This is a genomic window from Streptomyces sp. NPDC048411, from assembly GCF_040704695.1.
Lineage (GTDB): Bacteria > Actinomycetota > Actinomycetes > Streptomycetales > Streptomycetaceae > Streptomyces.
This window is the reverse complement of record NZ_JBEZKL010000082.1, coordinates 1-14270: the sequence shown is the minus strand read 5'-3', so window position 1 is coordinate 14270 and position 14270 is coordinate 1. Positions and strand designations below refer to the sequence as shown.

The window sequence follows — 14270 nt, the reverse complement described above, 5'->3', positions numbered from 1 at the left end:
GACGTGGACCCCGTGGCCGTTGTCGGTTCAGGTCGCCACGGTGTGCAGGTTCTCGTTTTCTGGATCCTGGCTCGATGATCCGGTGTGGTTCACGCGGACATGGGCGGCCTTTCTCGGCTGACCTCGAGCAGCAGCTTCGCGGCCACCGTTGTCCCGTCGGTGCGGATCGTTCCGGCCACAGCCGTCGCTCGTGCGCGGGTCTCGGGGGTCAGGGCCGTCTGGAGCGCGGCCGACAGGGACTCGAAGGTCGGAGCCGGAGCGTCGTGTGCCGCACCGATGCCCAGGTCGGCCACCCGGCCGGCCCAGTACGGCTGGTCCACCATCTGGGGTACCACTACCTGGGGCGCGCCGGCCCGGGTGGCCGTCGTCGTGGTGCCCGCGCCGCCGTGGTGCACGACGGCGGCCACCCGGCCGAACAGTGCCTGCTGGTTGACCTCGCCGACGGTGAAGCAGTCGTCCTGGCCGTCGATCAGGGCCAGGTCGGCCCAGCCGCGCCCGATCAGTGCGCGGCGGCCCTGCGCGCGGATCGCCTCGACGGCCGCCCGGGCGATGTCCGTCGATGCGCGCATGGGCATGCTGCCGAAGCCCACGTACACCGGTGGTGTGCCGGCGTCCAGGAACGCCACCAGCTCGGCCGGGAGCGGGCGTTCGTCCGGCAGGATCCACGCGCCGGTCTGTACGACGTCGAGGCCCGGCGTCTCCTGCCACGGGTCCAGGACCGGGTCCGTCGCCAGCCACGGCTGGTCGCCGATGACGTAGTCGCGGACGTCGTCCACCGGTGGCAGGCCGATCGACGCCCGGTTCGTGTTGAGCGCCTCACCGAACAGCGCGTTGATGCTCTGAGCGTCCAGGTCCCACAGCACCCGGTTGTCGGTCACCTCCGGCGGGAACGGCCGGCCCGGATACGCCAGCGGCGGGTGGTGCGGCGACGGCAGGGTGAGCTGCTGGAAGGTTACGGACACGGAGCGGATGCCCAGTTTCTCTGCCACCGACCGCGCGCCGGCCGCGGCCGGCAGCGCGCCGGTCGCCACCAACGCATCGCATCCCTCGGCCACCGCGGTGACCGCGTCGAACTGGCTGGCGATCAACTCGGCCGCGCGCCGGGGCAGGGATGACGGCGGCGCCGCCGCAGTCATCAGCGCGCGCGCCGACTGGCCGACCGGCACGAGCGGCACGCCGACACCGGCCAGCAGCTCCGCGAACTCCTCGTCCGGCGGCGCGCACACCCGCACCTCCGCGCCGAGTGTCCGCAACCGCACCGCGAGTCCCACCATCGGTTCGACGTCCCCGCGCGACCCATACGTCGACAACAGCACACGCACTTCGCGACTCCCATTTCCTCAAGTTCTGGCTTCGGTCGGCGATTTTGCGGCACGACCCGGGTCTTGCCGCAAGCCCCCCGGTGCGCTATACGTTGAGAGTGGAAAGGAGCGGGTACTCCCCTTTCCCCTTTGTCGTCCGCTGTGGACGGACAACCTCCTCGCGAAGCGGCGGCGCGCCGCGTACGGCGATACAGTCGGCCCAGGAAGATCTCCCCATGGGCCTACGGACGCGGCCGCGGAACGAGAAGTTCTTCACCCTCTTCAGCAAGGCCGGCTCAAACATCGTCGAGAGCGCCGCCCTTCTCAGGGAGTTCGTCGCCGCGCCGCACGAGCGCTGGGCGAAGCCCGCCAAACGCCGGTGATCCTCGGCGTCGGTAAGACGATCTTCCCCGTCGGCGGCGCGCTGCGCCCGCTGGAGCTGGTCTCCACGGTTACCAGCGGCACGGGGTTACACGTCTGCACCTACCGGCCGGTCGCCGAGGGGTAGGTCGGGCGGCGGGGCGCCGGGGCCGTGCGCCGGGCCGGCCCTGGTGGCCGTACGGTTCCGGCGCTTGCAGGTTCGCCTCGTTCGACCCGTCCGTCGGCGCGGCGGTCATCCGCCGGTTGCGCCGCTGCCGGCGCCGAGGCCCTGGGCGGTGGACACGGCCGGCCCGGTGGTGCGCAGCTTCATGCCGGCCAATTCCCGGCCGGCTCCTGGTCGAAGCACTCCAGGGCCGCCGGTCGGTGCCCGAGTGCGACGGGGCGGGAGCCTTCTCGACCTCGCGGGACGCTTCCCAGGGAGCGGGCCCGCCAGACCGACAGCCACGCGGTCAATCGTTCTTTGTCCGCCCGCGCCGCAGGCCGGAACCCATGCCGACCGGACGTGCCACGGTGGGTTCGGCAGCCGATAAACGCTGTTGTTGCGGACCCCGGCGATGGATACGGTTGCCGGGTCGTCCCGAGCGCGGAGCGACGTCATCGACAGGAGGTGTGCAGCACATGCGCAGGAGCCGTCAGCATCCGAACCCGTGCACTGCCATGCCACCACTCATGACGGAGACATCTTGTCGATTCGCATCACCCCGCTGACCGACCCCGACCGCGGCCCGGCCGCCCACCGCCTGGCGTGGCTCGCATCCGGTCCCACCGGAGCTCCGACCGGATCAGCCTTTCTACGTCTTTTCACGACCACTGGTCAGGATCACCTGGCCGAGCTCGAACTCGCCGTCCATCCGGCCGAGAGGCGGAACGGCATCGGCTCACAGCTGCTGGAAGCGGCTGTGGCCACTGCTCGAGCGGAGGACCGGAGCTGCGTCACCGCTCAGGTGGACGCGGGGTCACCCGGTGACCGGTTCCTTTCGGCGCGGGGCTTTCGCAAGGTCCTGACCCTGACCTTCGCCCGGCTCGCGTTGGCGCGGGCGGACCTCGCCGCTCTCACCGAGATCATCGGGAAGCCGCACCCCGGCTACCGGCTGGCGTCATGGGCCGGAACCGTCCCCGATGAGCTCGCCGAGACTTTCGCTGCTTCGCGGCGGGCCATGGACGACATGCCGATGGACGACACCGATTACGGCACGGTGAGCTGGGACGTGGACCGGGTCCGGGCCGTGGCACAGGTCATCGAGAAGCGCGGCGACCTTCTGTACACGGTCGCCGCCATCGACGTGTCGAACGGCACGATCGCCGGTTTCACCGAGTTGGTCGTCCCCGGCACCGGCAGGGGTGACGGCCAGCACTACGGCACCGGTGTCCTGCCCGAGCACCGCGGACATGGCCTCGGCCGATGGATGAAGGCTGAGGCGATCCGGCAGGCCGTCGAGTACCACCCGGATCTCGGCGGTCTGCTGACAGACACGGCCGACAGCAACCGGCCCATGCGCGCAATCAACGACGCGTTCGGATATCTGCCGACCCATAAATCGCTTCTGTACCAGCTCGATCTGTAGACGCGATGCCGTAGGGCCGGGGTTGCTCTCTCGCCCGGACAGGGCTGCCCCGGCCATGCGTTGCCCTCCCCGAGCGGGTCACCCCGCAGGGATGATGCGGGTGACGACCGTCTCCACAAGCCTGTCCAGGACGGCATCGGTGGGGGGAGCGTCGACGGTCTCGCTCCCGGTGAGCACGTCGGGCAGCGTGAGGTGCTCCAGCAGCAGGCCCGTCATGGCGAGATACAGCACGAGGACGGCGTCGGCATCGCCCGGCAGCCCCGCTTCCCGGTGGAAGCGGACGCTCTCGTCCAGATTGGCGCGGAAGGTCCGGTTGAGCCGGTCACGGAGGGCGGGGCGCCGGGTGGCCTCCAGGCGCAGTTCCAGCATGGCGAGGTAGCTGGTGCGATCGGCGGCCATGCGCTGCACCAGCCATCGCATCAGTTCGGTGACCAGCTCGCGCGAGGGAGCCGGACGCATCGCCTCCTCGACTCCGACCGGGTCCGGTGTCATCCGGTCGGTGATCCGGGCGCAGGCTTGCATGAACAGGTCGTCCCGGTTGGCGAAGTAGTTGGACGCCGTCCCGACCGGTACGCCCGCCCGTGTGTCGACCGCGCGGAAGGTTAGCCCTCGCGCACCTTCGTGCGCCAGCACCTCGATGGCGGCATCGACGAGTGCCGTTCTGCGCTCCGGGTTCCTGACCATGTGTGTCTCCTCTTCCTTCGGTCCCTCTGTGGAAAGGGGCTTGCATAACCACTACAAGTGAAGCACTATAAGTGAAGTGGTTTGTATGTCCGAGCCAACACCACATTGAACGGGGATCTTGTGCGAAAGCTGACCTACTTCATTGCCTGCTCCATCGACGGCTTCATCGGTGACCCGAGCGGTGATGCCTCGTCCATGCTCCGGTTCCTGGACGAGGAGTTCCTCGACTACCTCAAGTCCCAGTATCCGGAGACGGTTTCGACCGCAGGCCGCCGGCAGCTGGGATTTCACGGCGTCAGGAATCAGAAGTTCGACACCGTGATCCAGGGAAGGGTCAGCTACCAACTGGCCCTGGACGTCAACATCACCAGCCCGTATGCCCAACTGCGCGAGTTCGTGGCGTCCCGGACCATGAAGGAGTCGCCGGACCCGAACGTCGAACTCGTCTCCGGCGACGTGGTCGGCAGGGTGCGGGAACTCAAGGCGGAGGAGAGCGGCCTCGGAATCTGGCTCTGCGGTGGCTCACAGCTCGCTGGGGAGCTGCTCGACGAGATCGACGAGCTCGTGATCAAGACGTATCCGCTGGTCTACGGCTCGGGTATGCCGATGTTCGGATCGGATTTTGCGGCCACGGAGTTCATGTTGGACTCGGTGGCCGTCTTCGACAGCGGAGTACTGGTCAGGACGTACAGCCGCAAGCGCTGACCCCAGGCCCGCGGGCCGCGAAATCGGGTCGCCGTCGAGTCGATGTGCCGGTACTTGTTGACCATGACCTATTCCTCAGAAGAGTTGCTTCCCGGTACGCAGCGGGCGCTGCTGTACCGCATCGCCTCCGCACAGGTCGAAGGCCGTACGCCCTCGCTCGTCGCTGCCGTGCAGCGCCAGGGCCGGATCGTCTGGACCGGGTCGCGCAGTTGCGTCGACGGTCACGCCCCCGACTCCGATACCCAGTTCAGGATCGGTTCCCTGACCAAGACCTTCACAGCCGTGCTGGTCCTGCGGCTGCGTGACGAGGGGCTGCTCGATCTCGACGACCCACTGGAAAAGCACCTGCCAGGGACAGGCGTCGGCGGGGTCACCGTCCTCCAACTACTGGGCCACAGTGCGGGGCTGAGCGCCGAGTCGCCCGCGCCCTGGTGGGAGCGGACGCCGGGAACTCTGCGCCCCGAGCTTGCCGATGTCCTCGGCGAGCAGACGCGGATGCATCCTCCCGGCCGTCGTCACCATTACTCGAACCCCGGCTACTCAGTGCTCGGAGCGCTGATCGAGGCGGTGCGCGGCGCATCGTGGGCGGAGGTGCTGCAGCGCGAGATCCTGGAACCGTTGGGCATGCGTCGTACGAGCACCCAGCCGCAGGCGCCGCACGCGGGTGGCTGGGCCGTCCACCCGTGGGCCGATGTCATGCTTCCCGAACCGGCGGAGGACCTCGGTCTCATGGCACCGGCCGGGCAGCTCTGGTCGACCACCACCGACCTCCTCCGGTTCGCCGCCTTCCTCGTCGAGGGGGATGACCGTGTGCTCGGCGCCGCCTCGGTGGAGGAGATGCGTGCTCCGTCGGTGCCGTCCGCGTCCGGTCCCGGGGAGGGCGCTTACGGCCTCGGCCTGCAGGCCGTACAACAGAACGGCCGCACCCTGCTCGGGCACACCGGCTCGCTGCCGGGGTTCCTGGCCACGCTCTGGTTCAGCATCGAGGACGATGTGGCCGCCGTGGTGCTCACCAATGCCACTTCTGGGCCGCCCGCCGCAACGGTCGCCGCGGACCTCGTGGAGATCGTCGCCGAGGCCGAGCCGCGCATCCCTGAGCCCTGGCGCCCGCTGCCCGAGGCCGAACCGGGACTCCTCGCGCTGACCGGACTCTGGTTCTGGGGCACACGCCCGAATGTCCTGCGCCTTACTGCAGACCGGGGGCTGGAACTGGGGCCGCTGCGTGGCGACGGCCGCAGTGCCCGATTCGTCGCACAGCCGGACGGCACCTGGACCGGCCTCGACGGTTATTACGCGGGGGAGACGCTCCGTGTCGTCCGGGACGTCGACGGAAGCGTGAGCCACCTCGACCTGGGGTCGTTCGTCTTCACACGTGAGCCGTACGATCCCGCGTCGGCTGTTCCTGGTGGGGTCGACGCGGAGGGCTGGCGGGGCCTCGGCGCCTGAGCGTCACGGCGTCCGGCGTCTCGTTTCACGTGAAACGCGACGCCGGAGCCCGCTCATGCCGTCAACTCCCTTTCCAGCGGCGTGCGGAAGCGTGGAGTGATCCGTGTTTCCCCCACCCACTCCGACAGTCGGGACGCCTCCGCCTCGATCGCGCCGGTGGCATCCCGGCCGATGTCGGACAGCAGCCGCCAGACCGGCTCGCCATCGGCTCGCTGTGCCCAGCCACCCACGATCTCGCCGTTCCACCACACCGTCGGGCCGATGTTGCCGGCCCGGTCGAAGAGTGCTGCCCGGTGTTCGGCCGGAAGGTGGAAACCACGATCGGCCCAGCCCATCGCGCTCGGGTCGAGGGCGGGAAGCAGTGCCGCCCACGGCTCAAGGGAAGGTTCGGGCTCCGTGTCCCCCGGGGAGACCCAGCCCGTCGCGCCGCTGTCGAGCCGCACCTCCTCGGCTCCGGTGGCTGCCAGCGCACTGCGTACCTGGCCGAGGCCCCAGCCCGGCCACCACTTCAGATCGGCCTCGGTCGCGGGGCCGTACGAGCGGAGATAGCGCAGGGCCAGTTCCGCCTGTGCCTCTGCGGGCTCCCGGGCGGGCCATGGCTCGCCTGCCGTCCAGCGGAACTGGCTGGAGGTCCAGGAGCCGCGCGGCCGGTCCCGGCGGATCAGGCCTTCGGCTGCCAGTACCCGCAGGACACGGGTGGCGACTCCCTGAACTGTCTCCTGTTTTTTGCCGGGGAAGATCGTGATCTTCGTACGCAGCGCCGGTACGGCGGCGGACAGCTCGCTGCCGGTGGCGGAGCCGCGCGCTGTGAGGGCGGCCAGGGTCGCCTTTTCCGTCTCGATGAGCCAGCTCTCGTCCAGTTTGTTCGCGTCGTCCTGCAGGTGCTTGAGGAAGGTCCGGCGCTCCTTGGCGGCCACGGCTCGGGCGTTCGACGCATCGACATACGGGGCGAGCCCGCTCGATACCGTGAAGAGGGTGTTGCGCATGGAGAGCAGCCGGACCAGCGAGACGTCCTCGTAAAGAGCTCGCTCCACCGTGTCCACGTCCGCCTCGGCGAGCCGGGCGCAGGTGGAAAGAAAGACAGTGGCCGCGTCGGTGGCGTGCAGGGCAACGACCGCGTCGGCCACGGACACCGCGGATGCGGCCCGCACGGAGGGCGCCAGGAGGTGACGTCGGCCGAGTCTGATCCGGCGCTGTGTGTCGCTTATGGCGTGCATCGAGCGCTCCTTCGGTCCGTCGGATCCTGTCGATTCCGAGCTGCGGTCACAGAGCAAGCTTGAAACCTACGTGACTGGCGGTGAAGCCGAGCCGCTCGTAGAAGCGATGGGCATCGGTCCGGGTCGCATCGGACGTCAGCTGGACCAACTGGCAGTTCTGGCGCCGGGATTCGTCCACGGCCCACTGGATCAGCCGGGTGCCGAGGCCGCTGCCGCGCTCATCGGCATGGACGCGAACACCCTCGATGATGGAGCGGGTCGAGCCGCGCCGGGAGAGCCCGGGGACCACCGTCAGCTGCAGGGTCCCGACAACACCGCCTGTGCGGACGGCGACGACCAGGTGCTGGTTCGGGTCATCGGCGAGCCGCTGGAACGCGGCGTGGTAGGGGGCGAGATCGTCCAGCGACTCGCGCTGCGCGCCCAGCGGATCGTCCGCGAGCATGGCCACGACGGCCGGGATGTCGGTGGGGGCCGCCGGGCGTATTTCCAGATCGCTCATGATCGGCAGACTACGCAGTTCAGGTGGCCTACGCGGGGACCTTCAGCTCTTCGACCGCCGTGACGAGCGGGGCCAACTCGGGGTTCCTGGCCGCCTCGTCGAGGGCGGCGCGCAGAGCGGCGTCATTGGTCGGCCGGGCCTGGGCGAGCAGTGTGAGGCCGGCATCGGTGACGTTGGTGTAGATGCCGCGGCGGTCGGTGTCGCAGAGATACCGGGTCAGCAGCCCGCGGTCTTCGAGGCGGCTGACAAGACGGGTGGTGGCGCTCTGGCTGAGCACGACCGCGTCGGCGACCTGCTTCATCTGCAGATGGCCGCCCGGGCCGTTGTGCTGTCGGCTCAGGACGTCGAGCAGGGAGTACTCCCGCACGCTGAGCCCGTGCCCGGACTGCAGGGCCCGTTCGATGTGGGACTCGATCTTGCCGTGGAGCAGGGAGAGGGCGCACCAGCCCTGCGAGAGGGCAGTCAGTGCAGGGTCCGTCGCTGTCATGGTCTCTCCTCCGTGCGGAGCCGCTTGCCTCCAGGATAGAGGACGTCTGCAATAGACCGCGTTTGCAAATAATCGGCGTCTGCAATTATTGTTGACGCTTGTAAGGCGCAGACGCAATTTCTTGAGAAAGTGAAACCCATGCCGCTCGCGCTCCTCGCCCTCGCCATGGGGGCATTCGGTATCGGAACCACCGAGTTCGTGATCATGGGGCTGCTCCCCGAGGTTGCTGCGGACTTCCGGGTCTCGATCCCCACCGCAGGATTCCTGGTCACCGGCTACGCACTCGGAGTTGTACTCGGCGCTCCGCTGATGACGGTCCTTGGCACGCGGGTCTCGCGCAAACGCATGCTCATGCTCCTGATGGGGCTGTTCATCGTGGGCAATGTGGTGTCCGCCGTCGCCCCCGTCTTCGGTGTGATGCTCGCCGGGCGAGTGATCGCCTCCCTCGCCCACGGTGCCTTCTTCGGCATCGGATCGGTCGTCGCGGCCGATCTGGTCACCCCACAGAAGAAGGCCGGCGCGATCGCCATGATGTTCACCGGCCTCACCGTCGCCAACGTCGTCGGCGTACCGCTCGGCACGTACATCGGGCAGAGCGTCGGGTGGCGGACCACGTTCTTCGTCGTTGCGGCCCTCGGAGCCGTCGGCCTTCTGGGCGTGGCCAGGCTGGTGCCCGAGCAGCCGAAGGCCGAAGGCGTGCGGCTCCGCCATGAGCTGGCCGCGTTCCGCAATGTGCAGGTGCTGCTCGCCATGGCGATGACCGTCCTGGGCTTCGGTGGAGTTTTCGCCGCGATCACCTACATCACGCCGATGATGACCGAGGTCGCCGACTACTCGGCGTCCTCCGTCACCTGGCTGCTGGTCCTCTTCGGGCTCGGCATGGTCGGGGGCAATCTGCTCGGCGGCAAGTTCGCCGACCGCCACCTGATGCCGATGCTGTACGTGTCGCTGGGCGCCCTGTCCGTGATCCTGGCAGTCTTCACGCTGACCGCCCACAACAAGATCGCGGCAGCCGTCACCATCGTGCTGATCGGTGGCCTGGGCTTCGCGACCGTACCTCCGCTGCAGAAGCGGGTTCTCGACCAGGCGGCGGGGGCGCCGACCCTCGCCTCCGCCGTCAACATCGGCGCCTTCAACCTCGGCAACGCGCTGTCAGCGTGGCTCGGCGGCCTCGTCATTGCCGCCGGTCTCGGTTACACCGCACCCAACTGGGTCGGCGCCGCACTGGCTGCTTCCGCTCTGGTCCTCGCTGTCCTTTCCAGCGCCCTGGAGCGCCGGACGGTCACCCGCAGCCGCCTTGTCGCCGGACGCATTCCCGAGCCGGTCGAGGCATCCGTCGCCCGGCACTGACACCCCCACAACACGCGCGCTCACCACAGGGCGCGCACTCTCCACCGCATCAAGGAGCCATTTCTCATGAGCACCGCCCTCTCCATGGCCGTTGCCCCGCTGACCATTCAGGACGCGGAATTGCTGGTCGCCGCAGTCCGCACCGCCGCCGAGGCCGCCGGTGTCACCGCCACTGTGACGGCCCTCGACGCGGGCGGCCACCTGTTGGCCTTCCGCCGTGCTGGCCGCCATCCACGGTGACACAAACGTCCGGCTCGCGGTCTGGTCCGACTGACGGGACAACGGGCCGGTGACAGGCATTTCCCCGGCCCCCGGTGCCGTTCAGCCCGGTCTGCGTCAGCCCGTCGCCACGGTCAAGGGTGCGAAGCGACGGGCCCAGTCGCCCGGCAGGTCCGGGGACCGGTAGGCCATCACCGTGGTTCCGGAGCCGGTCGGCTGCAGACCGCACTCCTTGAGCCGGTCCAGCAGTTCTTCATGGCGTGCGTCGATGTCCGCGCGCAAGGGGCGGTCCGTCGCCTGCGCGAGGGAGTCGACGAGCGCCAGCGCCGTGACGGTGTCCCGGGCGATCAGCGGACCGACCACATGGACCCCGTCGCTCGGCCACAGCGCCGCGTAGCCGACAAGACCGTCCTTGTACTCCGCGACCCGGAGGTGATCTGCGAAGGCCGGCAGCCGGGCAAGGAGATGCGTCCGGTCCGCGCCGAACACCTCCGCGTCCAGCCAGAGCATGGCGCGCAGATCCTCGGCCGTCGCCGGACGGACGGCCATGGCGGACGATGCGGGAGTGCCGTCACCCGACGCGCCGGTCGGCCGGAAGCGACCACTGATGCGCTCGGCCCGGCCCACCCCTTCGAAACCGAGCTCTTCGTACAGCGGCTGCCCGGCCAGCGTCGCGTACAGGCTGAGTGGCGTCTCCCTCGCCGTTTCGATCACTTGGTGCATCAGGCGCCGGGCGATCCCCTGGCGCGCGTACCGCTCGGCGACGAGGAGCATGCCGATGGCGGCGAGGCCCTGGCCGTACGAGGTCATCACACAGGCGGCCATCAGGCCTTTGCCCTCGGGATCATCGATGCCGTAGCCCGTCCCTGCGGAGAGGAGCAGGGCCCAGCGGTGCTCGTCACGCGGCCAGCCGCGGTCCTCGGAGAGATTGGCGCAGGCGACCAGGTCTCCCCGGGTGAGGCGCCGGATGGGCGTATCGGTGTGCGGGTGGGGCAGTGGGCTGGGCATGAGGGCCAGGCTGTCCGACGCAGTGATCGCTCGTCCACCGCTTTACCGGATCCGGCCGAGACGCATATGCGCCGACCGCGCAGACCGTGCCCGCGCGGCCAGAGAGCCGAGCCCGCGGTGAGGGCTCGGCGGCGAGCTGCACGCGTGCGCAGTTTCACGTGAAACACGCAGCTGAGTGACGGTCAGAGGTGATCCGGCGCTGATGCGTGTTGCCCGCATTGTCCTCGGTTCCCGGCCCGGCCATGGGGCAAAAGAGCATAACGGGAGAACTCGTTCGGATACCCGGACTTCCCGCTATTTGTCCGACCTGCAGGTGTCGCAGGCATGCTGGGGCGAGGGACCGCAGGCGGTGCGTGCGGTGTCGGCACGCTCATGCGACCAGAAGATGCTCGAGGCGAGGCACAGTTATGGACGCTCCGGCCACCATGTCGACCGGCGACGGAACTTCGAGATACCCCGACGCAACCCTGATCCGCCGCACCCTGGCAGAGCTCACTCCTGTCGCGGACCAGGCCACCTCGTACTTCTACGCCCTGCTCTTCGTGCGCCACCCCGATCTGCGGGCCATGTTTCCGGTCGCGATGGACCCCCAGCGCGACCGTCTCCTCCGGGCGATCCTCACGGCTGCCGACCGGATGGACGACCCCGATGCGCTGACCGGGTACCTCGGCGGACTGGCCCGCGGGCACCGTAAATACGGCGCTCTGCCCGCGCACTATCCCGCATTCGGCGAGGCTCTCCTCGGCGCACTGAGCCGCTACGCCACCACATGGGACGGGGAGACCGAAGCGGCCTGGATCCGTGCCTACACCGCGATTTCGCAGATCATGATCGACGCGGCTGCCGAGGACGAGGAACGGGCTCCCGGCTGGTGGCTGGCGGAGGTTGTCTCCCACGACCGCAGAACGCCCGACACAGCGGTCCTCACCGTCCGTCCCGACCAGGCGTATCCCTTTCTCGCGGGCCAGTACGCCGCCATGGAAACCCCATGGCGGCCACGGATCTGGCGGCATTACTCCTTCGCCTCGGCCCCTCGGCCCGACGGTCTGCTCACCTTCCATGTCAAGGCGGTCCCGGCGGGCTGGGTCTCCACCGCTCTGGTGCGCCGGGCCCGCCCCGGCGACGTGGTGCGTCTCGGCCCGCCCACCGGCTCGATGACCGTCGACCACACCACCCACAACGGTCTGCTCTGCCTGGGCGGCGGCACGGGTATCGCGCCCATCAAGGCACTTGTCGAGGATGTCGCGGAGCACGGCGACCGGCGCCCGGTGGAGGTCTTCTACGGCGCACGCAGCGACCGCGACCTGTACGACATCGACACGATGCTGCGGCTCCAGAAGACCTTTCCCTGGCTCGCCGTACGGCCTGTGGTCTCCAGCGGTACGGGGAGCGGGCTGAAAGGCCTGCTGCCCGACGCGGTGCGCGAGGGCGGTCCGTGGCCCGAGTACGACGCCTATCTCGCGGGGCCGCCGGGGATGATCCGTAGCGTCGTGGATGTCCTCAGAGGGACCGGTATGCCGCCCGAGCGCATCCGGCATGACTTCGTTGAGGAACTGGCGCCCCTGGGTCCGGGCTGACCACGACGGCCCATCCCCGTCGGCATGGGGCCTCCGGGCTCGGGATCAGCCCAGGTCGGGCGCGTGCATCGCCCGGACGCCCTCGATGTTGCCGTCCAGGTAGTGCCGCAGCGACAGCGGCACGAGATGGACGGCGGCGATCCCGATCCGGCTGAACGGCACCCGTACGACGTCGTACTCGCCGCACGGATCGTCGATCTCGGGACCGTGCCGCCGGGACAGGTCCATCGAGTCCAGCCGGCAGACGAAGAAGTGCTGGACTTTGACACCCTTCACCCCACCGCCCTCGATGTGTTCCACGGTGTCGACGAAGCAGGGGACCACATCGGTGATCTTGGCGCCGAGCTCTTCGTCCACCTCGCGGTGGAGTGCGTCGACGACGGTTGCGTCCTCGGGCTCGACCCCGCCGCCCGGCGTGAGCCAGTACGGATCCACCCCCGGCTTGGTGCGCTTGATGAGGATGAGGTCGTTGCCGTCGAGCAGGATGGCGCGTGCGGTGCGCTTGACCACAGGACGTTCGGTCATGGCAAGAGAGTGGCCCACAGAACCCTTTCTGAAACACCCGCCCTGCCGTCGGGTCACCAATCGACGGCAGCGCGCACCAGCCACTCGTGCGCCCGCGCGATATGCGACAACGCGAGTGTGCCGGTCCGCGCGGCCAGGAAGTAGGTGCGCAGCGGCGGCACGGGCGGGTCCAGGAGGGCCACCACCTCGCCGCGCTCCAGTGCCCCCTCGCACAGATAGCGCGGCAGCACAGCGAGTCCGGCGCCCGCCGCGGTGCACTCCAGGACCGCGCGCAGATCCGGCGCGATGACGGTGCCCGCCACGGCCGGCCGCCCGTCGAAGACGGCGGCCCAGTAGCGGGAGACGAGCGGAAGGCTTTCATGTACCTCCACCACCGGCAGCTGCTGAAGCACCACGGGACCCTTGTGTCGCAGCGCTCCGGGTCCGAGGCGTGCCGCCCAGCGCGGGGCGGCGACCAGCACATGCTCTTCGTCGCAGAGCGGAGTCGCGGTGAGCAGACCACCGCGCGGACGGACCGTCGCGATGGCCAGATCGTGATGTCCGGCGGCGAGCCCCTCCAGTGCCTCCTCGGAATGGGCGAGGAACGTGCTGCGCAGGGCGAGGCCCTGGGAGACGAGGGGGGTGAGCGCGGGCAGGGCCCGCAACGAGGTGAATTCCGGCGGACCGGCCAGATGCAGCGTCCGTACGATCGACTCCTCGTCGAGCCCCGTCTCGGCGATCTCGACCAGTGCGTCCAGATGGGGAGCCGCCCGGTGCGCGAGCTCGTCGCCCACGGTGGTCGGGGTGACGCCGCGGGCCCTGCGCAGGAAGAGCGGACGGCCCAGCTGCCGTTCCAGCGTGCGTATCTGCGAGGTGACCGCGGGCTGGGAGAGACCGAGCAGCGCGGCGGCCCGGGTAAAGGAACCGGCCCGGTGCACCGCGACGAATGTGCGCAGCAGGGCCAGGTCCATGTCCGGTTCCCTCCCGCCCTTTTGACGTGTCCGACCCGAACAATCATAAATATGTCGATAGGTCGCTGTCGCTACCGTGATTGGACTCTGACACAGAGTCAATTACCCTTCTACAGAAGGTTCTTCGCGCGTGGAACCGGGACGGTCCGAGCCACGAGGGGGGAGGCTCGGACCGTCCGTACCGCTGGTTCTCCTCTGTGCTGACCTGGCCCCCTGGCGTCCCTCCCGCCCTAGGGCGTGTTTCGAAAGTCCCGCCTGCCTGGCGGCGTCTGGCACGCACGCTCGCTGCGTTGTCGGGCTCGCCCCGATACGCCCAGTATCGGGGCGACCCTCCGCCTTGCGATCGCACGCACCAG

The 14270-nt window shown here is 69.2% G+C and carries 14 protein-coding genes and 2 pseudogenes; 8 read left to right on the top strand and 8 right to left on the bottom strand.

Annotated features, from left to right (window positions below; translation table 11 throughout):
• Positions 1 to 89: 89 nt before the first annotated feature.
• The gene (locus AB0915_RS25405; RefSeq protein ID WP_366693282.1) at positions 90 to 1316 is read right to left on the bottom strand and encodes a glycosyltransferase; all 1227 of its coding nucleotides are present in this window, start codon (positions 1314 to 1316) and stop codon (positions 90 to 92) included.
• A 221-nt stretch (positions 1317 to 1537) separates the two neighbouring features.
• Between AB0915_RS25405 and AB0915_RS25400 the strand changes: the two genes are divergently transcribed.
• From AB0915_RS25400 to AB0915_RS25390, 3 genes and pseudogenes are all read left to right on the top strand, one after another.
• Positions 1538 to 1684, top strand: coding sequence for a hypothetical protein (locus AB0915_RS25400; RefSeq protein WP_366693271.1), 147 nt, complete (start codon positions 1538 to 1540; stop codon positions 1682 to 1684).
• Positions 1678 to 1809, top strand: a pseudogene (locus AB0915_RS25395) (dihydrofolate reductase); the annotation flags it as partial. The gene AB0915_RS25400 and the pseudogene AB0915_RS25395, both read left to right, overlap by 7 nt.
• A gap of 556 nt (positions 1810 to 2365) precedes the next feature.
• Positions 2366 to 3247: a GNAT family N-acetyltransferase gene (locus tag AB0915_RS25390; protein ID WP_366693270.1), complete on the top strand. Its 882-nt coding sequence runs from the start codon at positions 2366 to 2368 to the stop codon at positions 3245 to 3247.
• 78 nt (positions 3248 to 3325) lie between these two features.
• On the opposite strand, the gene AB0915_RS25385 is transcribed toward AB0915_RS25390, so the two are convergent.
• Positions 3326 to 3931, bottom strand: a complete 606-nt coding sequence (locus AB0915_RS25385; protein ID WP_366693269.1) for a TetR family transcriptional regulator — start codon at positions 3929 to 3931, stop codon at positions 3326 to 3328.
• A gap of 120 nt (positions 3932 to 4051) precedes the next feature.
• Between AB0915_RS25385 and AB0915_RS25380 the strand changes: the two genes are divergently transcribed.
• Both AB0915_RS25380 and AB0915_RS25375 read left to right on the top strand, forming a co-directional pair.
• Positions 4052 to 4636, top strand: a complete 585-nt coding sequence (locus tag AB0915_RS25380; RefSeq protein WP_366693268.1) for a dihydrofolate reductase family protein — start codon at positions 4052 to 4054, stop codon at positions 4634 to 4636.
• A 63-nt stretch (positions 4637 to 4699) separates the two neighbouring features.
• Positions 4700 to 6082 carry a serine hydrolase domain-containing protein gene (locus AB0915_RS25375; RefSeq protein ID WP_366693267.1) on the top strand — a complete coding sequence of 461 codons (1383 nt, stop codon included), beginning with the start codon at positions 4700 to 4702 and terminating at the stop codon, positions 6080 to 6082.
• Positions 6083 to 6135: 53 nt separating this feature from the next.
• On the opposite strand, the gene AB0915_RS25370 is transcribed toward AB0915_RS25375, so the two are convergent.
• The 3 genes from AB0915_RS25370 to AB0915_RS25360 are packed head-to-tail and all read right to left on the bottom strand — an operon-like array spanning position 6136 to position 8285.
• Entirely contained in the window at positions 6136 to 7299 is a 1164-nt protein-coding gene (locus AB0915_RS25370; RefSeq protein ID WP_366693266.1) for a winged helix DNA-binding domain-containing protein, read from the bottom strand.
• 46 nt (positions 7300 to 7345) lie between these two features.
• A complete protein-coding gene (locus AB0915_RS25365; protein WP_366693265.1) occupies positions 7346 to 7798 on the bottom strand; it encodes a GNAT family N-acetyltransferase in 453 nt (150 codons plus the stop codon).
• A 28-nt stretch (positions 7799 to 7826) separates the two neighbouring features.
• On the bottom strand, positions 7827 to 8285 hold the full coding sequence (locus tag AB0915_RS25360) for a MarR family transcriptional regulator (protein WP_366693264.1): 459 nt from the start codon (positions 8283 to 8285) through the stop codon (positions 7827 to 7829).
• Positions 8286 to 8423: 138 nt separating this feature from the next.
• Between AB0915_RS25360 and AB0915_RS25355 the strand changes: the two genes are divergently transcribed.
• Both AB0915_RS25355 and AB0915_RS25350 read left to right on the top strand, forming a co-directional pair.
• A complete protein-coding gene (locus tag AB0915_RS25355; RefSeq protein WP_366693263.1) occupies positions 8424 to 9635 on the top strand; it encodes an MFS transporter in 1212 nt (403 codons plus the stop codon).
• A gap of 66 nt (positions 9636 to 9701) precedes the next feature.
• A pseudogene (locus tag AB0915_RS25350) lies at positions 9702 to 9894 on the top strand (heme-binding protein); the annotation flags it as partial.
• Between the two features lie 77 nt (positions 9895 to 9971).
• On the opposite strand, the gene AB0915_RS25345 reads toward AB0915_RS25350, so the two are convergent.
• Positions 9972 to 10862, bottom strand: a complete 891-nt coding sequence (locus AB0915_RS25345; RefSeq protein ID WP_366693262.1) for a GNAT family N-acetyltransferase — start codon at positions 10860 to 10862, stop codon at positions 9972 to 9974.
• Positions 10863 to 11269: 407 nt separating this feature from the next.
• Here AB0915_RS25345 and AB0915_RS25340 point away from each other — a divergent pair, with 407 nt between their 5' ends.
• Positions 11270 to 12439: a globin domain-containing protein gene (locus AB0915_RS25340; RefSeq protein ID WP_366693261.1), complete on the top strand. Its 1170-nt coding sequence runs from the start codon at positions 11270 to 11272 to the stop codon at positions 12437 to 12439.
• Between the two features lie 45 nt (positions 12440 to 12484).
• Here AB0915_RS25340 and AB0915_RS25335 read toward each other — a convergent pair whose 3' ends face one another.
• Both AB0915_RS25335 and AB0915_RS25330 read right to left on the bottom strand, forming a co-directional pair.
• Positions 12485 to 12964: an NUDIX hydrolase gene (locus AB0915_RS25335; RefSeq protein ID WP_037702185.1), complete on the bottom strand. Its 480-nt coding sequence runs from the start codon at positions 12962 to 12964 to the stop codon at positions 12485 to 12487.
• Positions 12965 to 13017: 53 nt separating this feature from the next.
• Positions 13018 to 13914 carry a LysR family transcriptional regulator gene (locus AB0915_RS25330; RefSeq protein ID WP_366693260.1) on the bottom strand — a complete coding sequence of 299 codons (897 nt, stop codon included), beginning with the start codon at positions 13912 to 13914 and terminating at the stop codon, positions 13018 to 13020.
• Positions 13915 to 14270 lie beyond the last annotated feature (356 nt).